The organism is Flexivirga sp. B27 (assembly GCF_052905685.1).
Genome location: NZ_JBPYUM010000001.1, coordinates 332884 through 359139, shown reverse-complemented (window position 1 = coordinate 359139; position 26256 = coordinate 332884). Strand labels below are relative to the sequence as shown.

The window sequence follows — 26256 nt, the reverse complement described above, 5'->3', positions numbered from 1 at the left end:
GCTCCTCATCCCACCGGCGGCTTCGCGGACGCGTAGGGCTGCAGCCCCGCGCGCATCTTGCGCACTGCGGTGGCGGGCGACGTTGCGCCGGACTGGGATCCGGCGATCGCGGCACCCACGATGTTCTCGAATTCGCTGCCCGCCCCGGAGTACCAGCCGGGTGGGTCGTACTGCGCGGCGTCCGCGGCCGCGACGTAATTCGCCTGCGGCTTCATCTGCTCGAACGCTGCCGAGTCCCGGACCGGCAACCACGCCGGTATGTGTCCGCCCTTGGCCCAGGTGCGGCTGCTGTTGAGCAGCGACTTGATGAATGTCAATGCGTGCGAACGGCGTTCGGCGTCATCGGCACTTCCCGCCGGTATGACGAAGGAGTGACTGTCGGCGTATGTCGCGAGCTTCGGACCGTAGAGGTGGGGGACCGGCACGACGTTGAACTTGATCTTGGTCGCCTCGTAGGTCGGGATCTGCCACTCGCCGTCGAAGAGGAAACCTGCCTTCCCGGTCGAGAAGAGCGAGGTGACTCCGGTCGGATCAACGGACTGCGGCAGCAGGCCGCTCCTGGTGAGGCTCCGCAGATAGGTCAGTGCCTTGACCGCGAGTTCGTCGTCGATGGTGATCCGGGTGCCGTGATCGGCCAAGAAGGTCCCGCCGAGTTGGTAGTAGAGCGTGGCGAAGAAGCGCAGGTTCGTCGACGGGTCGTTGGTGACCGCTGCGACCCCGCCGTAGTGCCCGGTGACCTTCTTCGCAGCGCGCAGTGCTGCCGTCAGCTCCGCCGGTCCGTGGATCGGCTTCAGCATGCCGTCAGAGTCCAGCAGGCCGGCCTTGCGGCACACGTCCTCGTTGTAGAACATCACGAACGGGTGTGTGTCGAGCGGCACTGCGTGCACCTTGCCGCCGACGGTGGCCTTCCGGATGGCTGCCGGGGTGAACTTGGCGGTGGGCATCCCCGCCGCCGCCATCTCCTCGGCCGTGAGCGCGGTGACCAGCCCGGCATCGACGAAGGTCTGCAAGCGGGACAGATGCAGGATCGCGACGTCGGGTGGAGCTCCGCCGGCGGTCGCCAGGGCGAGCTTCGTGTAATAGGGCGTGCCCCACGCCAGGACCGTGGCGCTCAGGTCGGAGTGCGGGTGTTGCTTGGAGTATTTCTCCTCCATCGTGATCATGTTCGCCCCGTCACCTCCGGTGAAGAGGTTCCAGAAGGTCAGCTTGCTCGGCGGTGGAGCAACACCGAAAAGCCCTGTGGCGACCGGAGATCCGCATCCTGACAGGAGTCCTGCCGCGGCAGTCCCGAGGCCTGCGCCAAGCAGTGTGCGACGGGTGGGTCGTGCCGATCGGCTCGGCGGCCGGGGAACCGGGGTGTTCGCCATGCAGGTGCACCTCCTCGTGCGAAGTGGATCCTTGCATCGTTGCATGCAACGATGCAAGGAATCCTGATAACTTTCTTCCGTGGCAGTCACCTTGAGAGACGTAGCGGCTCATGCCGGTGTGTCCGTGCGCACGGTTTCCAATGTGGTCAACGACTTTCCGCAGGTTGCCGACGTGACGCGAGCGACCGTGCAGGCGTCGATCGACGCGCTGGGCTACCGACCCAACAAGGTCGCCCGGCGGCTGCGGTCCGGTCGGACCGGAGTGGTGGGGCTGCTCATCCCACGGCTGGCCGAGCACTATTTCGCCGAACTCGCTGACGCTGTGGTCACCGAGGCACGGCAGCGCGATCTGTCGGTGGTCGTGGACCAGACGGACGGCCGGCGCGACGACGAGGTGTCACCGCTGCGGCAGGGTCTGGGCGACGGTCTGTGGGACGGCGCCATCGTCAGTCCGCTGAGCATGACGCAGGACGACCTCGCCCAACACGCGGGAGCGCCCATCGTGGCGCTGGGGGAGCACGGCGCGAGCTTCGACCTGGCCTGGATCGGCACCGACAACGTCGCGGCGGCGCGTGATGCGACGAGCTACCTGATTTCGTTGGGGCGCAAGAAGATTGCCGTCGTGGGCGACCAGCGGGGCTTCGGTGGTGAGACGGGCGCACTGCGCACCAAGGGCTACCGCCTCGCGATGCGACAGGCCGGCCTGCGGGTCCGCCGGGGCTGGGTCGTCGCACCGGACGGCTACGGACGGACCGACGGCGCCCGTGCAGTGCGGGGACTTCTCAAGTCAACCGATCGGCCGGACGCCATCTTCTGCTTCAACGACGAGCTCGCACTCGGCGCGCTGCATGCCCTGCACACGGCCGGGGTAGCGATCCCCGAAGACATCGCGGTGATCGGCTGGGACGACCTGAGCGATGCCCAGTTCGCAGTGCCGAGCCTGTCCTCGGTGAGTGTCGATCGACGGGCGGTCGCGGGCGCCGCGCTCGACCAGCTGATCCCGCAGATCGCCGGACACGCCTCGTCCCACGACCACATCGTGATCCCGCACGGGATCGCCGTACGAGCCAGCACAGCGGGCACCGATGTGCCCGATCATCCATTGGCGAAGGGGCCGACCAAATGACCGATGACGTTGTGCGGGAAGCAATTCCGCGCGCCGAATATCCGCGTCCGTCGTTCCGCCGGGACGCCTGGTTGAACCTCAACGGGACCTGGGACTTCGAGATCGACCAGGGGGACAGCGGCCTGCAAAGGGGACTGCTGACCGACGACCTCGCCGGCCGGATCACGGTGCCGTTCGCTCCGGAGAGCGCACTCTCCGGAGTCGAGAACACCGACTACTTGGAGGCAGTTTGGTATCGACGGCCGATCCAGGTGCCGGCAGAGTGGCGTGGCCAGCGGCTGCTGTTGCATGTCGGAGCGGCCGACTACGACACGACCGTGTGGGTCGACGACGTCGAGCAGGGCCGCCACCGCGGTGGATTCACCTCGTTCACCGTCGATCTCGGAGCCGCCGACGACTTCGTCGACGAGCCTCGGCCGTTGACGATCCGCTGTCGCGACAACCACCGCGACCCACAGCCGCGGGGCAAGCAGAGCCGGGACTACGCGGGGTGGGCAGCCCACTACGGCCGCACCACCGGCATCTGGCAGACGGTCTGGTTGGAGCCGGTCGCCGAGACGTCGTTCCGGCGGCCGCGGATCACGCCGGACGTCGGCGCGTCAGCGTTCCACCTCGAGCTCGGCACCCGCGGACCGACCGCCGGACTCCGCGTCGTCGCCGAGTTGCTGGACGACGGCGCGCTGCTGGACCGGGTCGAGCGATCCGCTGCCGGAGACTTCACGACGATGCTCGACCTGCGTGTGCCCGAGGACCGTCGACGGCTCTGGTCACCCGAAGACCCACATCTGTATGACGTTCGCCTGCAATTGATCTCGGCCGACGACACCGTCGTCGACACGGTCGAGTCGTATGCCGGACTGCGATCGGTGACGATCGACGGTCCGGCGGTGCTGCTCAACGGCGAGCCGGTCTTCCAGCGGCTCGTGCTCGACCAGGGGTACTACCCCGACGGGCTGATGACGGCGCCCTCGGACACCGACCTGGTGCGCGACATCGAGCTGTCCATGGCCGCCGGGTTCAACGGCGCCCGGCTGCACGAGAAGGTCTTCGAGGAGCGCTACTTCTTCCACGCGGACCGGCTGGGTTATCTCGTCTGGGCGGAGTTCGGCGACTGGGGTTGTCGGGAGCGCGGCCCGGCGGCGAAGGACAACCAGCGACCGGACGCGGCATACATCACCCAGTGGATCGAAGCCGTGGAGCGCGACTACAGCCACCCCAGCATCGTGGGCTGGTGCCCGCTCAACGAGACCTACCAGCTGCGACACGACCGGATCACCGCGCTCGACGACGTCACGCGGGGGATGTTCCTCGCGACGAAACTGGCCGACCGGACCCGCCCGGTGCTGGATGCGTCGGGCTACGCGCACCGCGTCGCTGAGGCGGACATCTACGACTCGCACCTCTACGAGCAGGACCCGGCGAAATTCGCTGCCCTGATGGCGCCGCTCGCCGACGGTCGGCCGTATGCGAACGAGGGGGAGGAGTGGTCGCTGCCGTATGGCGGGCAGCCCTACTTCTGCAGCGAATTCGGTGGCATCTGGTGGAATCCGCGGGCCGCTCAGGGGGACGACTCGTGGGGGTACGGGGAAGCGGTGCGCAGTGAGGAGGAACTGCACGAGCGCTTCACCGGGCTGGTCGACGTCCTGCTGGACGATCCGCTGATGTTCGGTTACTGCTACACGCAGTTGACCGATGTATTCCAGGAGCAGAACGGCATCTATTCCTTCGACCGGTCGACGAAGCTCGACGTCTCGCGCATCCGTGCGGCGCAGCAGCGACCCGCGGCGATCGAGCGTCGGACCAGCTGACCACTCAGGCCGGTGCCGGCTCGAGCTCCTGGTCGGCATACCGCGCAGCCAGCCATGAGCACATCATCAGCTGGACCTGGTGGAAGACCATCAGCGGCAGCACGATGATGCTGACGTGGTGCCCGGCGAAAAGCACTGCGGCCATGGGCAGTCCGCTCGCGAGGCTCTTCTTCGTGCCGCAGAACTGCACGGCGATGCTGTCGGCGCGGTTGAACCCCAGCCGCTCCGACGTCCGCTTGGTCAGCCACAGCATGAGGGCGACCAGCGCGATCGACAAGACGATGAGGAAGACGATCTGCGCCGGCTCGACGGCGTGCCAAATGCCTTGTCGCACACCGGTGCTGAATGCCGCGTAGACCACCAGGACGATCGAGCCGCGGTCGACGTACTTCAGTCGGGCGCGGTGTGTCTCGACGAACCTGCCGACGAGTGGACGGGCGAGCTGGCCGACCACGAAGGGGACCAGGATCTCCAGGCAGATGTCGACCAACTGGTGACCGCTGACCGCGATGCTGCCGCCGCCTCCGATCACCCCGAGGCTTGCCATCACGATGACCAACAGGGGTGTGAGGAGCACGCCGAGCAGGTTGGAGGCCGAGGCGCTGACGATCGCCCCGGCAACATTGCCCCGAGCGATCGACGTGAAGGCGATCGACGACTGGACCGTGGAAGGGACCAGCGTCAGATAGAGCACCCCGGTGTAAAGGCTGGGGCTGAGCAGGTGTGGCTGCAGGACGCGCAGCACGATCCCGATGAGCGGGAAAGCCACGAACGTGAACGCCAGGATCAGCGTGTGCAGGCGCCAGTGCCGCAGCCCTCGGATCGCCTCCTGCGGATGCATCCGAGCGCCATACAGGAAGAAGAGCAGCGCGATCGCAGCCGTGACGATGTGGTCGAGTGTCGGAGCGAAGCCCTCGCCCGCGGGCAGGACACTCGCGAGCACGACCGTGGCGAGGATCGCCACGATGAAGCCGTCGATCCGGAGCTTGGCGAGGGGGTGCATGACCCCGTCACACTAGGCGGGACCGCGCGCCGGAACGCACGGAGGTCACATGCCGGCGGGTTACCGCTGTCGGTGCCGGCCGCCCGCCTCGATCATCGTGATCGCGAGAATCGTGAAGAGCCCCAGGCCCAGTAGCACCAATCCATAGTCCAACATGTCCACACCTGCACGTTAGGCGCGCAGGCTGGGGAACTGCTGGGTAGCCGTGATGCCCAGCGGACATACTGCTGTGTATGACGACCGCCGGAGTCCTGCTCGCTGCCGGCGCCGGCCGACGGATGGGGCGGCCCAAGGCACTGGTGGACAACTGGCTGCATCACGCGGTCGACACGTTGGCCACCTGTGACCGGGTGGTCGTCGTGCTCGGTGCGGCGGCCGAGGACGCTCGGGATCTGCTGCAGGGGCGGGACGTCGACATCGTCGTGGCGCAGGACTGGGCCAGCGGGATGGGCGCCTCGCTGCGAGCCGGGCTGGGCGCTCTCACCGACGAAACCCGTTGTCTGGTCACGCTGGTCGACCTGCCCGACGTGGGCGCCGACGTGGCGGATCGGATCCTGACGCAGCCCGACACGACCGGTGTGCTGGCGCGGGCGGCATACGAGGGCGTGCCGGGGCACCCCGTGCTGTTCGGGCGGGACCACTGGGCGGGCGCGATGGAGCAGGCGACCGGTGATCGCGGCGCGCGCACCTACCTGCGCGCCAACCCGCCCGTGCTCGTCGAGTGCGGCGACCTGGCCACCGGGCGCGACATCGACTCCAGACCCGAGCCCTGAACCAGACCCTGATCCAACCGCTGATCCAACCCGGGGCCAACCCACCGGGCTTAGCCTGGCGACATGAACTCACCCAGCGCGGTGGCGCAGGCTCTCGAAGGCACCGGATACCTCAGCGACTCGGCGCTGGCGACCGTGACCTTCCTCGCCGGTGAGATGGCCCGGCCGTTGCTGCTCGAGGGCGAGCCCGGCACCGGCAAGACCGCGCTGGCGGAGTCGCTCGCGCAGATCCACGACGTCCCGCTGATCCGGTTGCAGTGCTACGAGGGCATCGACGCCACCCAGGCGCTCTACGACTGGGACTTCCCGCGGCAGATCCTGCACCTGCGCACCCTGGAGGCAGCCACCAAGGACGGGTCGCTCGACCCTGCCGAGGCGGAGAAGTCGCTCTTCGACGAGCGGTTCCTCCTCGCGCGGCCGGTCCTGCGGGCGCTGCGGGAGTCTCCCGCGGTGCTGTTGATCGACGAGGTCGACCGTGCCGACGACGAATTCGAGGCCTTCCTGCTGGAGGTGCTGTCGACCTGGGCGGTGACGATCCCGGAGCTCGGCACCGTCGCCGCGGCCGTGCCGCCTACGGTCGTGCTCACCTCGAACCGCACCCGCGAGCTGCACGACGCGCTCAAACGTCGTTGCCTCTACCACTGGATCGACCACCCCGGCCTGGACCGGGAGATCGCAATCGTGCGCACCCGCGAGCCGGACGTGCCCGAGCGCCTCGCGCGCCAGGTCGTCGAGGTGGTGCAGGAGCTGCGCAACGAGCATCTGCTGAAGCCACCCGGTGTGGCCGAAACCCTCGACTGGGCAAGGGCTTTGCAGCGATTGGGGTCGAGCGAGCTCGACCTCGAGCAGGCGGCGGCAACACTCGGAGCCGTGGTCAAGTATCGCGAGGACACCGACCGGGTGAAGCACGTGCTGGACCGGATGCTGGCGCGGCAGTGACTGTCAACGAACCGGACGAAGTCCTGCTCGGCTTCACCCGTGCACTGCGAGCCGCTGGGGTCCGGGTGACCCAGGACCGCGCAGCCACCTTCCTGGCCGCCGCAGCGATCGTCGGACTCACCGACCCCGAGGCCGTGTATGTCGCCGGCCGCGCGACGCTGTGCTCCGGCCCTGATGACCTGCAGCGCTACGACCTCGTCTTCGAAGCATGGTTCGGCGACCGGTCCGAGCTGCCGCGCACGATCCCGCGCGAGCGCAAGGAGGACGTCGCGGCCCCGCTGCCCGTGACCGACGAGGCGGACGACGCCGGCGGCGAGGGTGAACGCGACCTGGTCAACGCCGCCGCCTCCGAGGTGGAGATCCTGCGACACCGGGACGTCGCCGCACTGGACGCGGCGCAGAAGGCGATCCTCGACGCGATGATCCGCGCCCTGCATCCACGCGCGCCGCAACGGCGGGCCGCCCGCCATGCACCGTGGCGGCGGGGGCAGGTGGATCTGCAACGGACACTGCGGAGTTCGCTGCGACTGATGGGCGAGCCCGGCCAGGTCCGGCGTCGTCGCCGCGGCACCGAGCCGCGCCGCATCATCCTGCTGATCGACGTCTCCGCGAGCATGCGGCCGTATGCCGACGCGCTGCTGCGTCTTGCACACACGCTGGTGCACAGTGCCTCTCCGGTCGAAGCATTCACTCTGGGCACCCGGCTGACCCGGATCACCACGGCGTTGCACGCAGCCGACCCGGACCGGGCGTTGGTGCGTGCGGGTGACGAAGTGCCCGACTGGGCCGGCGGCACCAGACTGGGGGAGACCCTCGAGGCGTTCCTGGACCGCTGGGGTGCTCGGGGAATGGCTCGGGGCGCCGTCGTCGTTGTCTTCAGTGACGGTTGGGAGCGAGGTGACGCGCAACTGCTCGGCGAGCAGATGGCCCGACTCGGCCGTCTGGCGCACCGGGTGGTGTGGGTCAATCCGCACCGCGGGAAGGACGGCTACGAGCCGGTGCAGCAGGGCATCGTCGCCGTGTTGCCGCACTGCGACGACTTCGTCGCCGGGCACTCACTGCGTTCGTTCGAGCAGGTGTTGGAGGTGGTCGCCAGTGCGTGAAGTGCTGACCGAGCTCATGCAGTGGTACGACAAGGGCGAGACCGTGGGCGTCGGCACGGTGGTCGCGACCTTCCGGTCCGCACCGCGACCACCGGGCGCGTCGATGCTCGTCGGGCCGGGCGGTGAAGCGGTCGGGTCGGTGTCCGGCGGCTGCGTCGAGGGCGCCGTCTACGAGCTCGCCGGCGAGGTCGTGGAGTCGGGCACCCCTGTGCTGCAACGGTATGGCGTCTCCGACGACGATGCCTTCGCCGTCGGACTCACCTGCGGCGGCATACTCGATGTGTATGTCGAGAAGATCGACAAACAGACCTTCCCGGAGCTCGCGTCCGTCGCGGACGACATCGCGCACGAGCGGCCGGTCGCCGTCGCGACGGTGGTCGATCATCCGGACTCCGCGTGGGTCGGGCGGCGCCTCGTATTGCGACCCGGCCAGGACGCGGTCGGCGATCTCGGCAGCGACCGGGCGAACTCCGCGGTCGCCGACGACGGCGCCGGTCTGCTGGCCAGCGGCCGCAGCGCGACCCTGACCTACGGCCCGGACGGGCAACGCCTCGACGACGGGATGCGGGTCTTCGTGTCGGCGTTCGCCCCGCCGCCGCGGATGCTGGTCTTCGGGGCGATCGACTTCGCTGCTGCGGTGGCGAAGGTCGGCTCGTTCCTCGGCTATCGCGTCACGGTCTGCGATGCGCGTCCGGTCTTTGCGACCAAGACGCGTTTCCCCGACGCCGACGAGGTCGTCGTCGACTGGCCGCACCGCTACCTGGGTACCGAGATCGAGCAGGGCCACATCGACGCCCGCACCGTCATCACCGTGCTCACTCACGACCACAAATTCGACGTGCCGCTGCTGGAGGTCGCACTGCAGGCCCCCGAGGTCGCCTACATCGGCGCGATGGGTTCGCGACGGACGCACGAGGACCGCCTGACCAGACTGCGTGAGATCGGGGTGCCGGAGGAGAAGCTCGCCCGGCTGCACAGTCCGCTCGGCCTCGACCTGGGCGCACGCACTCCCGAGGAGACCGCGATCAGCATCGCCGCGGAGATCATCGCCCGCCAGTGGGGTGGCAGCGGCAGCCGGCTCGGCGAGCTGGAAGGCCGGATTCACGCCTGATTCCGCCGACGTCCGGGTTACTGTGAGGAGGAGTACTCCGGAGGCGCCATGGACCACCCTGCAGCTTCGTTGCGCGATCGCCGGCTCGACGCCGTGCGTGCCTGGACGACGTTCGTCCAAGAAGGCGACGACGCGGTGCTGGTGCGTCCGGAGATCCTGTCCAGCTGGCGACGATCCGCGTGCGGCTCCGCACTGGACGTGACCGGCGCGCCACTCGCCGACGAGGACGACACCGCAGCCTTCTGGCAGGGCTCGCCGCTGCAGGCCGCGGTCGCCGCAGTGCAGGACGAACTGCGGTTGAGCGCCGAGGACGGCGACCTGGTCCTCGCGGTCACCGACACCCAGACCCGGATCCTGTGGACCTATGGCGGCCGCGTCATGCGGCGCAAGGCCGAGACGGTCAACTTCGTCGCCGGCGGCCGGTGGGACGACGCCAGTGTCGGCACCAACGCACTGGACCTGGCCGGGCGACTGGACGCACCGGCGACGGTCTTCTCGGCCGAGCACTTCTCACCGATCGTGCACAACTGGGTGTGCTGGGCGGCGCCGGTGCACGACCCGGTGACCGGTGAGCGACTCGGGGTCATCGACCTGTCGACCACCTGGGACCGCGCGCACCCGATCGGCCTGGCCACGGCACGGTTGATGGCGCAGATGATCGAGAGCGCGATGCCCGACACCCGGCAGCATCCGCGGCACGGTCCGGCGAGGTGCGACCAAGGGCTCGTGCTGACCTTGCTGGGTGCCGCGGAAGCCCGGTTGGACGGTCAGCGACTGCTGCTCACGCGGCGCCAGACCGAGATCCTCGCACTGCTGGCGATGCACCCGGAGGGCTTGTCGCTCGAGCGGCTGCACGCGATGGTCTACGGCGACTCCCACGTGAGCGCCTCGACGCTGAAAGCCGAGGTCTCCCACCTGCGTTCGACCCTCGGCGGTGCGGTGCTGTCCCGTCCATACCGGTTGACACTGCCGGTCACCGTCGACGTGGATGAGGTTCTCGACCGCATCCGACAGGGGCAGGTGCTGGCGGCGGTCACGGCATACGGCGGCGACCTGATGCCGGGCACGAACTCTCCCGAGTTGATGGAGCTCGGTGAGGTCGTCGCGGTCGCCATCCGGGAGGCGTTGCTCGCCGATCCCGACCCCGACGCCGTGCTCGGCTACAGCGAGATCGCGCCGTATGACGCCGAGGTTCTCGAGACGTGTCTGCAGCGGCTGGGCAACGACACCCACCGCGCCGTGCCGTTGCTGCGCGGCCGTCTGGCCGCCGCGCGCCGCTGATCGCCGAAGCTGGTTGAGCTTGTCGAAACCACGACCTCGACAGGCTCGGCCATCTTGGCTCGACAGGCTCGGCCACCTTGGTAGGGCTCGGCACCTCCGTGGGCCAACCTTCGGCCAACCACCCCGGACGTAGGTTGTGACGGACGCCACATCTCTGCACGTCGAAGGGTGCCGAACATGACGAAGATCGAACTCACCGTCGACGGAGGCAAGGTCTCCGACGACGTCGAGCCACGGATGTTGCTCGTGCAGTTCCTGCGCGAAAAGCTAGGAAAGACAGGCACACTCATCGGTTGCGACACGAGCAACTGCGGCGCGTGCACGGTGCATGTCAACGGGCACGCCGTGAAGTCGTGCAACATGCTCGCGGTGCAGGCGGACGGTGCCGAAGTCACCACCATCGAAGGGCTGGCGGCGACATACGACGGCGGTGAACTGCACCCGGTGCAGGCCGCCTTCCACGAGTGCCACGCGTTGCAGTGCGGCTACTGCACGCCGGGCATGATCATGCGCTCGGTCGACCTGCTCAACGAGAACCCCGACCCCAGCGAGGACGAGATCCGCGAGGGGCTGGAGGGCAACCTGTGCCGGTGCACCGGCTACCACAACATCGTCCGCGCGGTGCAGACCGCGGCGGCAGCGGGGAAGGGAGCGCAGCAATGACTGTCACCGACGACCGTCCCGCTGCCGAGATCGGCAAGGACAGGCGCCGAAAGGAGGACCGCCGGCTGATCACCGGCAGCAGCCGCTACACCGACAACATCGTGCTACCCGGCATGCTGTATCTGGCGATGGTGCGCAGTCCGTTCGCACACGCGACGATCACGTCCATCGACACCGACGAGGCGAAGGCAGCGACGAATGTCGTGGCGGTCTACACCGCCGCCGACCTCGACGAGTCCGCCGGAGCGCTCATCAACGCGTGGCCGATCACCCCGGACCAGAAGACCCCGGTGCACGCGGTGCTGCCGGCCGACCGGGTCAGCTTCGCGGGCGAGATCGTGGCCGTCGTGGTGGCTCGCAGCGCGGCCGCCGCACGGGACGCCGCCGAGCTCGTCGATGTCGACTACGTCGAACTCCCTGCGGTGATCGACCTGAAGGAAGCAGCCGAGGACAAGGTGCTCTCGCACCCCGACCTCGGCACCAACAAATCCGCCCTGTGGGTCTACGACTCGAAGGAGGCCGGCACGGGCGGCGACGTCGAGGAGGCGATCAACGCGGCGCGCGCCGACGGTGTCGTCATCGAGCGTGAGTTCCGCGAGAACCGGCTGATCCCAGCATTCATGGAGCCGCGCTCGGTGGTCGTCGACCCGACCGGTGAGCAGCTGACGATGTGGTCGGCGACGCAGGTGCCGCACATCGTGCGGTTCGCACTGGCTGCCACGACCGGTGTCCCGGAGTCCAAGATCCGGGTCATCGCCCCCGACGTAGGAGGCGGGTTCGGCGGCAAGCTGCAGGTCACCCCGGAGGAGTGGCTGGCCTGGTGGATCGCGCGTCAGCTGCACAAGCCGGTCAAATACACCGAGACCCGTTCGGAGTCGATGGTGGCCGGACACCACGGGCGAGACCAGTGGCAGAAGCTCACGTTGGCTGCGACCAAGGACGGCCGGGTCACCGGCCTGAAGGTCGAACTCACCGCCGGCCTCGGTTCCTACGTCGCCCTGGTGGGCGGCGGGATCCCCGTCCTTGGTGCGTTCATGTACAACGCGATCTACAAGTTCCCGGCATACCACTTCGCCTGCCAGACGGTGTTCACCAACACCACGTGGACCGACGCCTACCGCGGCGCGGGCCGACCGGAGGCGACCTTCGCGATCGAGCGGCTGATGAGCGAGCTCGCGAACGAGCTGGGCATGGACCCGCTGGAGGTGCGCGAGAAGAACTGGATCAAGCACGAGGAGTTCCCGTTCACCACTGTCGCCGGGCTCGAATACGACTCCGGCAACTACGAAGCCGCGACCGAGACCGCCAAGAAGTTCTTCGGGTATGACGAACTGCGCGCCGAGCAGGCTCGGCGCCGGGAGTCGGGTGATCCGGTGCAGCTCGGCATCGGGGTTTCGACATTCACCGAGATGTGCGGCCTCGCGCCGTCACGCGTGCTCGGCTCGCTCGACTACGGCGCCGGCGGTTGGGAGCACGCATCCGTGCGGATGTTGGCGACCGGCAAGGTCGAGGTAGCCACGGGCACCAGCGCACACGGGCAGGGCCACGAGACGGCATTCAGCCAGATCGTCTCGGACCGGCTGGGCATCCCGTTCGAGGACGTCGAGATCCTGCACGGCGACACGCAGGTGTCCGTCAAGGGACTGGACACCTACGGGTCCCGGTCACTCGTAGTCGGCGGCGAAGCGATCGTGAAGGCCGCCGACAAGGTGGTGGAGAAGGCCAAGCCGGTGGCGGCTCACCTGCTCGAGGCGTCGGTCGACGACATCGACTTCGCAGCAGGGAAATTCACCGTCCGCGGCACCGACGCGGGAGTGTCCATCCAGGACGTGGCGGGCGCGGTGTTCACCGCTCACAACCTGCCGGACGGGATGGAGCCCTCGATCGACGCGGAGGCCACCTTCGACCCGGTGAACTTCAACTACCCGCACGGCACGCATCTGTGCGCGGCCGAGGTCGACACCGAGACGGGCCAGGTGACCTTGCGCAAATACACCTGCGTCGACGACGTCGGCAACATCGTCAATCCGCTGATCGTCGAGGGGCAGGTGCACGGCGGCCTCGCACAGGGCATCGCACAGGCCCTCTACGAGGACGCGGTCTATGACGAGCAGGGGACGTTGGTCTCTGGTTCGTTCGTCGACTACCTGATGCCGAGCGCGGCCGACCTGATCAGCTTCGACGCGCATCATGCGTCGACCCCGGCGACGACGAACACGTTGGGCACCAAGGGAGTCGGTGAGGCGGGCACGATCGCCTCGACCCCGGCGGTGGTCAATGCGGTGCTGGACGCCGTGCGCCAGTTCGGCGTCAAGGACATCATCATGCCGTGCTCCCCGGCACGGGTCTATGCAGCCATCGCGGCCGGTCGGGCCGGCGATACCGGCTCTCAGACGGAAGGAGCGGGCCGATGATTCCCGCAGCATTCGACTACGCGGCACCGGCCAGTGTCGACGAGGCACTCGCGCTGCTGGCCGAGCACGGTGACGACGCGAAGATCATCGCCGGTGGCCAGTCGTTGCTTCCGGTGCTCCGATTGCGGCTGAACGCACCGGAATTCGTGATCGACCTCGGCAGGATCGACGGGTTGCGCGGTGTCCGCGAGGACGGAGACTCGTTGGTCATCGGAGCGATGACGACGCACACCGCCGTGGCGAACGATCCGCTCGTCGCCCAGCACGCCGCGCTGGTCGGCAAGGCGGTCGCGACCGTGGCCGATGCCCAGGTGCGCAACCTCGGCACCTTCGGTGGTGCCCTGGCGCACGCCGATCCAGCCGGGGACGTCGGTGCGCCGGCGCTGGCACTCGGCGCTCAGTTCGTCATCGCGGGTCAGGGCGGCAGCACCCGCACCGTCGAGGCGTCCGACTTCTTCGTCGACCTCTTCGAGACGGCGATCGGTGAGGACGAGTTGTTGACCGAAGTGCGGATCCCGAAGCACACCGGCTGGGGAGGGCACTACGAGAAGTTCGTGCGCATCGCCCAGCAGTGGTCGATCGTGGCTGTCGCGGCAGCCGTCCGCACCGACGGCGACAGCATCGCCGAGGCGCGGGTCGCGTTGACCAACATGGGGTCGACGCCCCTCCGCGCCACCGCGGTCGAGCAGGCGTTGCAGGGACAGCCGGCGACCGAGGACGCCGTACGGGCAGCAGTGGTTGCTGTCGCCGATGGCACCAACCCACCGTCCGACCTCAATGGCGACGGCGACTACCGCAAGCACCTCGCCGAGGTGCTGACCCGTCGCGCCATCCTCACGGCTGCGGCAGGATGACCACATGGATCTGAAACATTCGTTCACAGTGCCGGCCGGCGTCGACGAGACGTGGGCGGCGTTCCAGGACATCGAGTCGGTCGCGGAGTGCTTCCCGGGCGCCCAGATCACCGAGGCCGACGGTGACACCTTCAAGGGCACCGTCAAGGTCAAGCTGGGGCCGATCGCGTTGGTCTACAAGGGGACCGGCACGTTCACCGAGCGCGACGAGGCGGCGCACAAGATGGTGATCGACGCCAAGGGCAAGGACAAGCGCGGCAACGGCACCGCGGGCGCCCTGGTCACGGCGACGATGACCGAGCAGGACGGCGGGACCAAGGTCGACGTCGTCACTGACTTGGCGATCACCGGCAAACCGGCGCAGTTCGGACGCGGCGTCATCCAGGACGTGTCCGACAAGCTGCTGGGGCAGTTCGTCGACTGTCTGCAGGGCAAGGTCGGCTCCGGCGGCGGGACCGAGACGGCGCCGGCCGCGGACACCAAGGACGCTGCTTCCGCGACTCCGGCTGCGACACCGCAGACCCCCGGGGTGGAGCAGGGCAGCTCCGATGCTGCCGCTGTCCCGGCGGCAGCCGCTGCCGCGCAGTCGACTGGCTCGACCAGATCGACTGCTTCGACCGGTGCAGCGGAGCGCAAGGTCGGCGAGATTCCCGACCCGACCAGCAGCTCAGCGACTCGCTCGGCGGGCAGCTCGTCGGCGTCCACGGGACAGTCCGACGATGCCCTGGACCTCGGCGCGGCTGTCGTCCCGGTGCTGGCCAAGGCCTACTGGAAGCAACTGCTTGCCGGTCTCGCCGGTGTGGCCGTGCTCGGTGCGCTCTTCCGGCGACTGCGCCGGCACTGACCGCACCGACGCCGGTCCGGTCAGTCGGCGGGTTGTGGTGCGCGGATGCCACTGGTGTCGCGCACCACGATCCAGGCCGCCGCGGCACACGCGGCGAGGATCGCGGTCGCGGTGAACGCCGTCGGGAATCCCCATTCCTGGGCGAGGAATCCGGCGATGATCGGTCCGACCACCGTGCCGCAGTCCTGGCTCATCTGATAGGTGACCAGGACCGGCCCGCCGCGCCCGTGGCCGAACATCACGTCGGCCAACGCCGCCTGCTGTGCGGGGCTGACCATGCCCGTGCCGATGCCTGCGACGAACGTCGAGATGAACGCTGCAGCGACGGTGTCCGTCAGGGCCAGGGCGAGTGTCGCAACGGTGAGGATGAGCATCCCCGTGATGATCAGCGGCCGGCGTCCGATGTTGTCCGACAGCCGCCCGGACGGGATCATCGCGAGGACGTCGCCGCAGGCGTATGCCGCAAGTGCCAGGCCCGCCACACCGTCCGGTTGCTCCAGCACGATGGCGAAGTAGAGCGGGACCAGCGATACCCGCATTGCATAGACCCAGCCGAAGATGGCGGCCGTCGTGACGGCGGACCGGTAGGCACCGATCCGCAGCGCCGATGACAGCGGCATGGTGTCCGCAGGGTCGGAGGTGTCGATGATGGCCAGCTCGCTGTTGCGCAACTGCACGTGCACCACGGCGATCGCGACGAAGAGCGCCACGGCATACACAACGAACGGCACCCGCAGCCCGTACCCGACAAGCGCTCCGCCGAGCAGCGGACCGGAGATGCTGCCCAACACGAAACTCGAGGAGTAGAGGCCGGACACGCGCCCACGTATGGCGGGCGGTGAGATCCGGATCATCAGGCCCATGGCGGACACCGAGAACATCACCGAGCCGATGCCGCCCAGCCCTCTGAAAAGCATGAGTTGCCAGTAGGTTTGGGCGAAGGCTGAAGCGAGTGTCGAGATCGCCACGATCAACAGTCCGAGCAGATACATCGGCCGCTCACCGAATTTGGTGACCAGCCGTCCGGTGCTCGGCGCGAAGAGCAGTCGCATGACGGCGAAGGCCGACACGATCGCCGATGCCGCAGTCACGCCGACGTTGAAGCTGCGCGCGAACTCCGGCAGGGCCGGCGCGACGACGCCATATCCGAGGGCGATGACGAATCCGGCCGACACCAGCACCCAGACCTCGCGGGGCATCTTGGGCACGGGTGTCTTATCAGGCATGTCGCGACTCATTATGTCGATGAGTCAGCGCTCGAGCAGCAGCAGGACCTCGTGGTGCTGCGTCTGCGGGAACATGTCGAACAGGCGCGCCCGGCTGACCGCGAACGACGGCATTGCCGCGAGGTCCTTGGCGAGACTGGTCACGTTGCAACTGGAGTAGAGGACGTGGCGCGTGCCGGACTGCTCCAGCTGCTCGGCCAGTGCACCGATGCCCCGCCGCGGAGGGTTGACGATGACCAGATCCGCCGGAGGTGCTTGAGGAGTGGCGGAGCGATTTTCCAAGGTGGTTGAGGAGCGGGGGAGCGAAGCGGAGGAGCGGCCTTCCAAGGTGGTTGAGGAGCGGGGGAGCGAAGCGGAGGAGCGTCTCGAAACCACGCCCGCGGCACCGAGGACGGTTGTCGCATCGCCAGTCTCGAACCGTATGTCGGACCCGGCCCGCGCGATCGCGGCCGCACTCCGGGTGGCGCTGGCGACGGCATCGGCGGAGATCTCGACCCCGCGAACGAATGCAGGTTGAGTATGCCGGGGGAGCGAAGCGGCGGGGGACGTATCGAAACCACTCGTCGCCGCATGCAGCGCGAACCCGCCGACCCCGCAGAAGAGGTCGAGCACCGATGCCGGCGCGACCTGCGAGATCCATTGCTGCGCTTGCCGATAGAGCTGGGACGCCACGGCCGTGTTGGTCTGGAAGAAGCTGCGCGGCCGCAGGTGCAGCGTGACCTCGTTGACCCGCATCGGCAGCGAGTCGTCCTCGGTGAGGATGATCTCCTCGTCGCCTTCGAGTGCCGCCTTGTGCTCGGGCAGCAGGTTGGCCGAGACGACGCGCACACCGGGCACCGCTTCCTGCAACCCGGGCAGCGCGCGCTCGAGGCGGCCGAGTTGCCCGGGGGAGCGCAGCACGAAGCGCACCATCGACTCGCCGGCGGGCGAGTGCGTCACGATCAGGTGCTTGAGCTCACCGGAGCGTCGCGGGACGTCGTACGGCGTTAACCCCAAGTCGGTGATGAAGTCGGCCAGTCCGGTGATGGTGCGGTGCAGGCCGGGTTCGTGCAGTCCGCAGTCGCGCAGGTCGACGCCTCGCCCACCGGCGTCGAGGATGCCGAAGGTCGGCGCAGTGCGCGTGCCACCAACGACGAGCTTGGCTTTGTTGCGGAAGTGCGACTCAGCACCGAATCCCGGGTCGTCCCAGGAGGTTTCGGGAAATCGATCGTGGAGGGCCGTTGCGACATACGCCTGGAGCGACTGCAGTTGTGCGGCATACGGCTGACCCATGAGGGTGCACGACCGGCACTCCTGGGCGTCGAAGTAGTCGCACTGCATGGGCACGATTCTCCCTCACCCCGGCGAGCGTCCGGGGTGAGGGACGAATCGGAGCGGACCTCGGCTCAGCGCGTGTGTTGCGACTGAACGAGCGGCTTCGGGGCAGTCGTCCGTGCCTTGGCGGCCGGCTTGTGGAACGGGCCGAACCAGATGTACTTGTCCGCCGGCCGCGTCGTGCCATAGACCCACGCCTGGAAGAAGCCGTGCACGTTGCGGGTCGCGTGCCGCTGGACGTACTTCTCGAAGTCCTGCATCGAGGTGTTCCCGCCGCGGTGCAACTGCGAATAGGTGCGCAGCACCTGGAAGAACGGCTTGTCGCCGATGTAGGCCCGCAGCGCCTGCAGGAAGAGCGGCCCGCGGGTGTAGGAGTTGCTGAACTCGTTGCCGGCGCCCATGTCCCACAACGGGTTTGACCAGAACCGCTCGTTGTCGCCGTAGTAGGCCATCTGCGCGCTGTACTTGTCGTCCAGGTTCACGTCCTCCTTGTCCTGCTCCCAGAGCCACTCGCCGTATGACGCGAAGCATTCGTTCATGCAGACGTCGCGCCAGGTGTCGACCGACATCGAGTCACCCCACCACTGGTGGCCGTTCTCGTGGACGACGGTGGGCAGGTCGGCCCAGGCGGCATACGTCGGCCGGTCCTGCGTCTCCAGGGAGAAGCCGATCTGATCGGCGACGTAGATCCCGCCGCCGGAGGACTGCGGGTAGGGCCCGAAGTAGTGCTCCAGCAACTCGATGATCGCGGGCAGCTGCTTCTCGATCTGCTCCTTGTCCTCGGCGCCGGGCGCGAACGCGGAGACCAGTGGGATCCCGTCCTTGGTGGTCTGCTTCAGATAGGTGAACTTGTCGATGGCGACCGTCGTGAGGTAACCGATGATCGGGTCCTTCTCGGTCCACGTGTAAGTGGTCTTGTCACCCACGGTCTTCTTACCGGTCTGCTCGCCATTGCTGATCACGCTGTAGGCCTTGGGCACCGTCGCGTTGAGCGTGAAGGTGGCCTTGTCGCGCGTGGTGTCGTTGACGGGATACCAGCTCGCGGCGGAGTGCGGCTCGTTGGCGGCGAACGCGCCGCCGGTGGAGGAGTAGTTCCAGCCGGAGTAGTCGTCCAGGCCCGACGTCGGCTTGGGCTCGCCGTGATATTTGACCCGCACCTTCATGGTCGTCTTCTTGGCGACACGGGATGCCGGGGTGATGACGAGCTCGTGCTGGTCGGATCGCTTCCAGGTGGCCGACTCACCGTTCACCGTGATCGAATCGATCTGGAAACCATAGAAATCCAGGTCGAACTGGTCGAGCTTCTGTGTCGTGGTGGCGGTGACGGTCGTGTCACCGATGAGCATCTTCGTCGATGGCGTGTAGTCGATGCCGACGTCGTAGTGGCTGACGTCGTAACCGCCGTTGCCGTCCATCGGGTAGTAGGGGTCGCCCGCTCCCGGTGCACCGACTGCGTTGCCGGTCGCCGAAGCGCTCCCGCCCGCGACGAGCAGTGCGGTGGCAGCGGCGACGCAGCCGACGATGGGTCGTGCTCGCATGATTCCTCCAGACGTGTGACCGGCCCTGATCCGGTCGATGTGGATGTCCTTGCACGCTAGCGAGCCGATCTGCCGTGATGGGGTTTCGCGACCGGCTGCTCGGAGGAGGTGGTCGAGTAGGCGCGAGCCGCTCGGCGAGCGACGTATCGAGACCACCAAGCACCCACCGTCCTGTCACACCTCGCCACTAACGTCGAGACAACCGATCAAGGAGCCGCCATGACCGCACTGACCGACCGCCCGCAGACCGCGTTGCTCGTGATCGACGTGCAGCAAGGAGTCCTCGCCAGCGCGCACCGACGGGACGACGTCGTCAACAACGTGAAGTCGCTGGTCGACCGGGCCAGAGCCGAGCAAGTGCCGGTGATCTGGGTGCAACACCACGATGATCAGCTCGAACAGGGTTCTGCTGACTGGCAATTGGTGGCTGAGCTGTCACGTGATGACTCGGAGCAGCTGGTCGAGAAGTCCTTTGGTGACTCGTTCGAAGGCACCGATCTGGAGGACGTGTTGGCTGCGTCGCGCATCGGGCACCTGGTGGTCGCCGGCGCGGCGACAGACATGTGCGTCCGGTCGACGATCCACGGTGCTTTCGCGCGTGGCTACGACGTGACACTCGTCGGGGACGCGCACACCACCGAGGACCTGTCGGCATACGGTGCACCGAGCCCCGAGCTGGTCATCTCGCACACCAACCTCTACTGGAGGTTCCAGAGTGGTCCGGGCAAGTTCGCCGCCACCGTGAACACCGCGGATGTCAGCTTCACCGCCCCGCGAGGCTGACCTCCTGACGTAGATTTCACGACATGCCTGCGACCACATCGCCCGCTGCCGATGCCCACGACGTCCTACATGTCGTCGGTGCCCGAGAGAACAACCTGCGCGACGTCTCCGTCCACCTGCCGAAGCGCCGGGTCACGGCGTTCACCGGAGTGTCTGGCTCCGGCAAGAGCTCGCTGGTCTTCGACACGATCGCGGCCGAGTCGCAGCGACAGATCAACGAGACCTACAGCACTTTCGTCCAGGGATTCATGCCGACGCTCGCCCGTCCCGATGTCGACGTTCTCGGTGGGCTGACCACGGCGATCATCGTCGATCAGGAGCGGCTCGGCGCCGACCCACGGTCCACCGTCGGCACCGCCACCGATGCGCTGGCCATGTTGCGAATCCTGTTCAGCCGCCTCGGAAAGCCGCACATCGGCCCGGCACGCGCGTTCTCCTTCAACGTCGCCTCGATGAGCGGCGGCGGCGCGGTGACCGTCGAGAAGGCCGGTCGGACGACCAAGGAAGTGCGCACGTTCAGTGTGGTCGGCGGCATGTGTCCGCGCTGCGAGGGCCGTGGTTCGGTGACCGACTTCGACCTCACCGCCCTGTATGACGACACCAAGTCGCTGCGCGAGGGCGCGCTGACCATCCCGGGTTACAGCATGGACGGCTGGTACGGCCGGATCTTCCTGGGCTGCGGCTTCTTCGACCCCGACAAGCCGATCGCGAAGTTCACCAAGCGTGAGCTGGACGCACTGCTCCACAAGGAGTCGACCAAGATCAAGATCGACGGGATCAACGTCAACTACGAAGGGCTCATCCCGCGCATTCGCAAGTCGTTCCTGTCCAAGGACCGTGAGGCGATGCAGCCGCACATCCGCAGGTTCGTCGATCGCGCGATCACCTTCGCTGTCTGCCCCGAGTGTCACGGCACCCGGCTCAACGAAGCTGCCCGGTCCTCAAAGATCGGTGGCATCAGCATCGCCGACGCGGCCGCCATGCAGATCAGCGACCTGGCCGAGTGGATGCACGGCGTCCGCGACTCGTCCGTCCAGCCCTTGCTGGACGGGCTTCGATCCACTCTCGACTCGTTCGTGCAGATCGGCCTGGGCTATCTCAGTCTCGACAGACCGTCCGGTTCGCTCTCCGGCGGAGAAGCACAGCGGACCAAGATGATTCGGCACCTGGGGTCCTCACTGACCGACGTGACCTACGTCTTCGACGAGCCGTCGATCGGCCTGCACCCGCACGACATCGAGCGGATGAACGAGCTGCTCCTGCAACTGCGTGACAAGGGCAACACCGTGCTCCTCGTCGAGCACAAGCCCGAGATGATCGGGATCGCCGACCACGTCGTCGATCTCGGGCCGGGTGCCGGCGTCGACGGTGGCGAGATCGTCTTCGAGGGGACGGTCGAGCAGCTGCGGTCTGCGGACACCCGCACCGGACGACACCTGCACGACAAGGTCTCGCTCAAGGATGCGGTCCGGCCGGCTGACGGCGCGCTCGAGGTTCGCGGTGCGTCGTTGCACAACCTGCAGGACGTCGACGTGGACATCCCGCTCGGTGTGCTGTGCGTCGTCACCGGCGTGGCCGGGTCCGGGAAGAGTTCGCTGATCCATGGTTCGGTCGCGCGCCGCGACGGCGTGGTCACCGTGGACCAGACGGCGATCCGCGGCTCTCGCAGGAGCAACCCGGCGACATACACCGGGATGCTGGAGCCGATCCGCAAGGCCTTCGCCAAGGCGAATGGCGTCAAACCCGTTCTGTTCAGTGCAAATTCGGACGGAGCATGTCCCAATTGCAACGGCGCCGGCGTCATCTACACCGATCTGGCGATGATGGCGGGAGTCGTGACGACGTGCGACGTGTGCGAGGGGAAGCGCTTCCAGCCGGAGGTGCTCGAGCACACCTTCGGCGGCAAGGGCATCAGCGAAGTGCTGGGCATGCAGGTGTCCGAGGCCGAGGCGTTCTTCGCGAACGGTGACGGCCGGGTGCCCGCGGCGCACAAGATCCTGCGGCGGCTCGTTGACGTCGGACTCGGCTACATCACGGTCGGTCAGCCGTTGACGACGTTGTCCGGGGGAGAGCGACAACGGCTGAAGCTGGCCGCGCAGATGGGGGAGAAGGCGGAGATCTACGTGCTCGACGAGCCCACGGTCGGCCTCCACCTCGCGGATGTCGAGCAGTTGCTCGGGTTGCTCGACCGGCTTGTCGACGCGGGGAAGTCGGTCATCGTCATCGAGCACCATCAGGCCGTCATGGCCCATGCCGACTGGATCATCGACCTCGGCCCGGGAGCCGGACACGACGGCGGCAGAGTCGTTTTCGAAGGCACACCGTCGGATCTGGTGGCTGCGAAGTCGACCTTGACCGGCACGCACCTTGCGGCATACATCGGGTAGCCGTGCGTCGGCCGGTGCCCGCCGTGGCGGTCCCGGCCGACGCGTGCTGTGTCACGTCACGCTGCCCCGCAACGTGCGGCGCGTCGTGATCATCGTGGCGCCGTATGCCGTCGCCGCGACCACGATGCAGACGAGCACCACCGGCAGCAGCGGGCCCTGAGGCCAGGGCTTGCCCACAAGTCCGATGCTGATCAATGTCATGGGGATCAGTGAGATGCCGAGCCCTGCCACCACCGCGCCGACCGCGACGAGAGCGGTCTCGGCGCGCACCATCCGGATGACCTGCGCGGGCGCCATACCGATGGCCCGCAACGTCGCCCATTCCCTCCGCCGACGAGCGGTCGTGGCGACGAGCCTGTTCGCGACCCCCAGCAACACGTAGCCGAGCAGCACCAGCGTGATCAGCAAGCTGACACCGGCTGTCGGGTCCGCGGTGCTGACAACGGACGCGGGGAGGGACCTCGCCTGCACCTCGGCGCCGGGCACACCACGGACAGCGGTGCGCAACTGCTGCACCACGTCGGACGCGCCAGGTGCGGGGACGACCAGCACACTGTCGAACAGTGACCGGCCGTGCGCCGCCAGCAGGTCCGTCGAGAGGACCACCTTGCCGAAGCCGAAACTCCGTCCGTATGTCGCCACCAGCGTCGGATGCACGACCGAGCCGTCCGCGAGGGTCGCGGTGAAACGGTCGCCGATGCCGATCCCCTTGGTCGCTGCGGTGAAGGAGTCGAGCGCGGCAGTGTTGCCGGACAGTCGATCGATATCCCCGTGCGTGACCTGCAGGTCCAAGGTTGCGGACGCCCCGTGACCCAGCGCCGTGGCCGGGAACGCCTCCGCCTGCCGCTCGCCGTCGCTGGTCGAGGTCAGCACGACCGTGGTTTCGGACATCGGCACCGCAGCGCGCACACCGGGTGTGTGCCGGACCGTTGCCAGCGTCCGCGGAGTCACCCCGCCGGCTCCGTCGGCCGTGACCACGGCGGTGGCTCGCGCCGCCGCTGCATGGTCGTGCTGCACTGCGGCCGCGATGGTGCTTCCGGTGAACAGCTGGGCCATGGTCAGCGCGACGGCCAGTGCGAGCACCGAGAGCGCTCCACCGGTGCGCAGTGCGTAGGCGCTGGTGTTGTTGGCGGCCAACCAGGTCGGGGTGGACCCACCACGCGCGCCGAACCGTCGCGACGCGCGCCGTCCCAACCACCGGACCGCCGCGGGTGCGGCCATCGACAGACCGATCATCGCCAGCAGGATCCCCGACGACGCACTGATCAGGGCGATGTCGTTGCGCACGAACAGCGGGACCAGCGAGGCGGCCAACGGGAGAACGAGCAGGGCGGCGCCGATGCGGGTCCGCAGCACCCCACCGGACGCCGGCTCGGTGTCGGTGTCAGCCACCGCCTGTGTCGCGGGTGCACGGGAGATGTGCCAGGACGAGATCCGCGAGGCACCTCCGACCACTCCGAGCAGCAGGAGCGCGGTGATGACGCCCGGCACCGGACTCCACGTGACCGGCAACTCGCCGGACACGACATTGTGGTCCGCGAGCAGGTTCAGCAACGGCTTCGCCAGCAGGTAGCCGACGAGCACCCCGACCGGGATCGCCTTCAGCGCAGTGCGGTTCGACTGCCGGGCGACCAGGGCACGCACCTGCCGAGGTGTCGCTCCGACGGCGCGGAGAAGTGCGAGCTCGCGGGCCCGGTTGGTGACCGAGATCGTGACGGCTCCGGCGACGAGGAATCCGACCAGCACCACAATCACGCCACCAGCAGAGCCTGTGAAGGTGATCAGATCACCGCTGCCGGCTGCGGCCGCGGGATCCTCGACATCACCGCGTGCATCGCCGGTCGTCACGACGAGACCGGTCCCGTGCAGCGTGGCGCGGACCCGGTCAGCGACCGCCGACGCGGACACGCCCTGGTCCACACGGACAGCAATGAGGTCGACCGTGCCCGGCCGATGGGTCAGCGCCTGAGCGGTCGCGCGGTCGACATACAGGCCGGGCACGGAGCTGTCGACGATGGAGGTGAGCGTCATGCTCCGCGTGCGCCCGTCGAGCACCACGCGGACGGGATCGCCCAGGTGCGCGTCGACGGCCGATGCCTGGTCTGCGGACAGCGCAACCTGCCGCGGCCCGTGGGGCTGGCTACCGCGAAAGCTCTTAGCGGGCAACAGCACGGGGTCCCAGGAGTGCCCGTTGTGCCGAATGTCATTCATCGGCAACGGTTTCCCACTCGACGTCAGCGGCGTCGCAGTGAACGTGGTGTCCGCCGATGCAGACGCCACACCGTGAACCGCAGCGACACGACGGAGCACGTCGGCACGCACCGGTGCCCTGTCCGGCAGCGGGACGTCGAGGTCCTCATCGACCGGCACTGTCTGGCGTCCCGTGACCACCAGATCGGCGGACGCGAGACGCTGCGCCGGCAGATGCGACCGGAGTCCGGTCTCGGCCACCACCAGACAGGCGGTCACCAGGACCGCGCCGACCAGCACGGCGCAAGCGATCGCGACGACTTCGCCGATGCGTGGGCGCAGCGAGAGTCTCATCGGTGGTAACCGCCCAACACGGCGGCCAACTGTGCGGCGTCGGGGCTGCGCAACACCTGGTCGATGCGCCCGTCGAGCATGACAACGGTGTCGTCGGCGTAGGACGCGGCCAATGGGTCGTGGGTGACCATGACGACCGTCTGACCGAACTCGCTGACGAGGTCACGCAGGAGTTCGAGCACGTCTGTGGCGGTCGACAGATCGAGCGCCCCGGTCGGTTCGTCGCCGAAGATCACTTCAGGCCGGCCGGAGAGTGCGCGGGCGATCGCAGCACGTTGCTGCTGACCGCCGGACAACTCGGACGGCATACGACGCAGGTGACCGCTGATCCCGACCCTCTCGACGATTGTCGCGAGCCAGCTGTGGTCCGGCTTCGTCCCGGCGAGGCGCAGCGGCAGGGTGATGTTGTCCTCGATCGTCAGGGACGGGATGAGGTTGTAGGACTGGAAGATGAACCCGACGTGCTGCCGACGGACCACGGTGCGACGGGTCTCGTTGAGCCCGGAAACGGTCGTGTCGCCGATCATCACGGTCCCGGTGGTCGGCACGTCGAGGCCTGCCGCGCAATGCAGCAGCGTGCTCTTGCCGGAGCCGGACCGGCCCATGACGGCCAGGAAACTGCCACGCGGGACGCGCAGTGAGACCGACTGCAGTGCGGCGACGGTGCTGTCACCGGAGGAATAGGTCTTGGTCACGTCGATCAGGCGTATGGCGTCCGAGGACGGCAGCTGTTTCGGGTCGGCCGTGGTCCGGCCGATCAGTCGTGTCACCGCGGCGGTCATCGGTCCCTCCGGCGCAGGTAGCGGACGAGCAGGACGACCAGGCAGGCGGCGGCGAGACCGCCGAACACGCTGCCGACGATCTCCTGCCCGGCGACCGAGAGCGCCGTGTTCAGTCCGGCGAAGACGGCGGTCAGGATCCACAGCATCGTGCTGGTGACACCGCCTGCTCCGTCACCGGGGCGTCCGGTGCCGTCGGCGGGTGGGTGGAACGACGCGTAGGTGTCGTCACCCGGACTTGGAGCGATGCGGTAAGGGTCAGTCATGGGTGGCTCCAATTCGGTTGGTGGCGCGGTGAATCCGGATGCCAACAACGCTAGGAACGACGACGGCTCGAGGCGATCCGGTGAGCTACCGGAAAGGAGGTACAGCAGGCTGTACCTTCCGGTCCAGAAGGTG

At 67.9% G+C, this 26256-nt stretch carries 21 protein-coding genes; 13 read left to right on the top strand and 8 right to left on the bottom strand.

All coding sequences use genetic code 11. The annotated features are described in order from the left end of the window. Nucleotides 1–5 precede the first annotated feature (5 nt). The gene (locus tag ACSZL9_RS01715) at nucleotides 6–1163 is read right to left on the bottom strand and encodes an extracellular solute-binding protein (protein ID WP_446663733.1); all 1158 of its coding nucleotides are present in this window, start codon (nucleotides 1161–1163) and stop codon (nucleotides 6–8) included. A gap of 283 nt (nucleotides 1164–1446) precedes the next feature. Here ACSZL9_RS01715 and ACSZL9_RS01710 point away from each other — a divergent pair, with 283 nt between their 5' ends. Both ACSZL9_RS01710 and ACSZL9_RS01705 read left to right on the top strand, forming a co-directional pair. Beyond that, nucleotides 1447–2493, top strand: coding sequence for a LacI family DNA-binding transcriptional regulator (locus tag ACSZL9_RS01710; protein ID WP_446663732.1), 1047 nt, complete (start codon nucleotides 1447–1449; stop codon nucleotides 2491–2493). After that, complete coding sequence (locus ACSZL9_RS01705) at nucleotides 2490–4301, top strand: glycoside hydrolase family 2 protein (protein ID WP_446663731.1); 1812 nt, start codon at nucleotides 2490–2492, stop codon at nucleotides 4299–4301. The genes ACSZL9_RS01710 and ACSZL9_RS01705 overlap by 4 nt, the downstream gene beginning before the upstream one ends. A gap of 4 nt (nucleotides 4302–4305) precedes the next feature. On the opposite strand, the gene ACSZL9_RS01700 is transcribed toward ACSZL9_RS01705, so the two are convergent. Then, entirely contained in the window at nucleotides 4306–5304 is a 999-nt protein-coding gene (locus tag ACSZL9_RS01700; RefSeq protein WP_446663730.1) for a bile acid:sodium symporter family protein, read from the bottom strand. A 233-nt stretch (nucleotides 5305–5537) separates the two neighbouring features. On the opposite strand from ACSZL9_RS01700, the gene ACSZL9_RS01695 reads away from it, so the two are divergent. The 9 genes from ACSZL9_RS01695 (at nucleotide 5538) to ACSZL9_RS01655 (ending at nucleotide 15286) form a co-directional block, all read left to right on the top strand. Continuing rightward, nucleotides 5538–6077: a nucleotidyltransferase family protein gene (locus ACSZL9_RS01695; RefSeq protein WP_446663729.1), complete on the top strand. Its 540-nt coding sequence runs from the start codon at nucleotides 5538–5540 to the stop codon at nucleotides 6075–6077. A 63-nt stretch (nucleotides 6078–6140) separates the two neighbouring features. Next, a complete protein-coding gene (locus ACSZL9_RS01690) occupies nucleotides 6141–7016 on the top strand; it encodes an AAA family ATPase (RefSeq protein ID WP_446663728.1) in 876 nt (291 codons plus the stop codon). After that, the gene (locus tag ACSZL9_RS01685) at nucleotides 7013–8119 is read left to right on the top strand and encodes a vWA domain-containing protein (RefSeq protein WP_446663727.1); all 1107 of its coding nucleotides are present in this window, start codon (nucleotides 7013–7015) and stop codon (nucleotides 8117–8119) included. The genes ACSZL9_RS01690 and ACSZL9_RS01685 overlap by 4 nt, the downstream gene beginning before the upstream one ends. Beyond that, a complete protein-coding gene (locus tag ACSZL9_RS01680; protein ID WP_446663726.1) occupies nucleotides 8112–9230 on the top strand; it encodes an XdhC family protein in 1119 nt (372 codons plus the stop codon). Before ACSZL9_RS01685 ends, ACSZL9_RS01680 begins: the two co-directional genes overlap by 8 nt. Nucleotides 9231–9278: 48 nt before the next feature. After that, entirely contained in the window at nucleotides 9279–10511 is a 1233-nt protein-coding gene (locus ACSZL9_RS01675; protein ID WP_446663725.1) for a transcriptional regulator, read from the top strand. 177 nt (nucleotides 10512–10688) lie between these two features. Next, nucleotides 10689–11174 carry a (2Fe-2S)-binding protein gene (locus tag ACSZL9_RS01670; protein WP_446663724.1) on the top strand — a complete coding sequence of 162 codons (486 nt, stop codon included), beginning with the start codon at nucleotides 10689–10691 and terminating at the stop codon, nucleotides 11172–11174. After that, a complete protein-coding gene (locus tag ACSZL9_RS01665; RefSeq protein ID WP_446663723.1) occupies nucleotides 11171–13588 on the top strand; it encodes a xanthine dehydrogenase family protein molybdopterin-binding subunit in 2418 nt (805 codons plus the stop codon). The genes ACSZL9_RS01670 and ACSZL9_RS01665 overlap by 4 nt, the downstream gene beginning before the upstream one ends. Next, nucleotides 13585–14442, top strand: a complete 858-nt coding sequence (locus tag ACSZL9_RS01660) for an FAD binding domain-containing protein (protein WP_446663722.1) — start codon at nucleotides 13585–13587, stop codon at nucleotides 14440–14442. The genes ACSZL9_RS01665 and ACSZL9_RS01660 overlap by 4 nt, the downstream gene beginning before the upstream one ends. A 4-nt stretch (nucleotides 14443–14446) precedes the next feature. Further along, entirely contained in the window at nucleotides 14447–15286 is an 840-nt protein-coding gene (locus tag ACSZL9_RS01655) for an SRPBCC family protein (RefSeq protein ID WP_446663721.1), read from the top strand. Nucleotides 15287–15306: 20 nt separating this feature from the next. On the opposite strand, the gene ACSZL9_RS01650 is transcribed toward ACSZL9_RS01655, so the two are convergent. The 3 genes from ACSZL9_RS01650 to ACSZL9_RS01640 form a co-directional block, all read right to left on the bottom strand. Then, nucleotides 15307–16512 carry an MFS transporter gene (locus ACSZL9_RS01650; protein ID WP_446663720.1) on the bottom strand — a complete coding sequence of 402 codons (1206 nt, stop codon included), beginning with the start codon at nucleotides 16510–16512 and terminating at the stop codon, nucleotides 15307–15309. A 24-nt stretch (nucleotides 16513–16536) separates the two neighbouring features. Next, the gene (locus ACSZL9_RS01645) at nucleotides 16537–17832 is read right to left on the bottom strand and encodes a methyltransferase domain-containing protein (RefSeq protein ID WP_446663719.1); all 1296 of its coding nucleotides are present in this window, start codon (nucleotides 17830–17832) and stop codon (nucleotides 16537–16539) included. Between the two features lie 65 nt (nucleotides 17833–17897). Continuing rightward, a complete protein-coding gene (locus ACSZL9_RS01640; protein ID WP_446663718.1) occupies nucleotides 17898–19364 on the bottom strand; it encodes a M1 family metallopeptidase in 1467 nt (488 codons plus the stop codon). 219 nt (nucleotides 19365–19583) lie between these two features. Between ACSZL9_RS01640 and ACSZL9_RS01635 the strand changes: the two genes are divergently transcribed. Both ACSZL9_RS01635 and ACSZL9_RS01630 read left to right on the top strand, forming a co-directional pair. Continuing rightward, nucleotides 19584–20147 carry an isochorismatase family protein gene (locus ACSZL9_RS01635; RefSeq protein WP_446663717.1) on the top strand — a complete coding sequence of 188 codons (564 nt, stop codon included), beginning with the start codon at nucleotides 19584–19586 and terminating at the stop codon, nucleotides 20145–20147. A 23-nt stretch (nucleotides 20148–20170) separates the two neighbouring features. Further along, nucleotides 20171–22534 carry an ATP-binding cassette domain-containing protein gene (locus ACSZL9_RS01630; RefSeq protein ID WP_446663716.1) on the top strand — a complete coding sequence of 788 codons (2364 nt, stop codon included), beginning with the start codon at nucleotides 20171–20173 and terminating at the stop codon, nucleotides 22532–22534. 51 nt (nucleotides 22535–22585) lie between these two features. Here ACSZL9_RS01630 and ACSZL9_RS01625 read toward each other — a convergent pair whose 3' ends face one another. From ACSZL9_RS01625 to ACSZL9_RS01615, 3 genes are read right to left on the bottom strand one after another with little or no spacing between them, the layout of a single operon-like run. Continuing rightward, nucleotides 22586–25078: an FtsX-like permease family protein gene (locus ACSZL9_RS01625; RefSeq protein ID WP_446663715.1), complete on the bottom strand. Its 2493-nt coding sequence runs from the start codon at nucleotides 25076–25078 to the stop codon at nucleotides 22586–22588. After that, the gene (locus ACSZL9_RS01620) at nucleotides 25075–25860 is read right to left on the bottom strand and encodes an ABC transporter ATP-binding protein (RefSeq protein ID WP_446663714.1); all 786 of its coding nucleotides are present in this window, start codon (nucleotides 25858–25860) and stop codon (nucleotides 25075–25077) included. Before ACSZL9_RS01620 ends, ACSZL9_RS01625 begins: the two co-directional genes overlap by 4 nt. Then, a complete protein-coding gene (locus ACSZL9_RS01615) occupies nucleotides 25857–26123 on the bottom strand; it encodes a hypothetical protein (RefSeq protein ID WP_446663713.1) in 267 nt (88 codons plus the stop codon). Before ACSZL9_RS01615 ends, ACSZL9_RS01620 begins: the two co-directional genes overlap by 4 nt. Nucleotides 26124–26256: the final 133 nt, after the last annotated feature.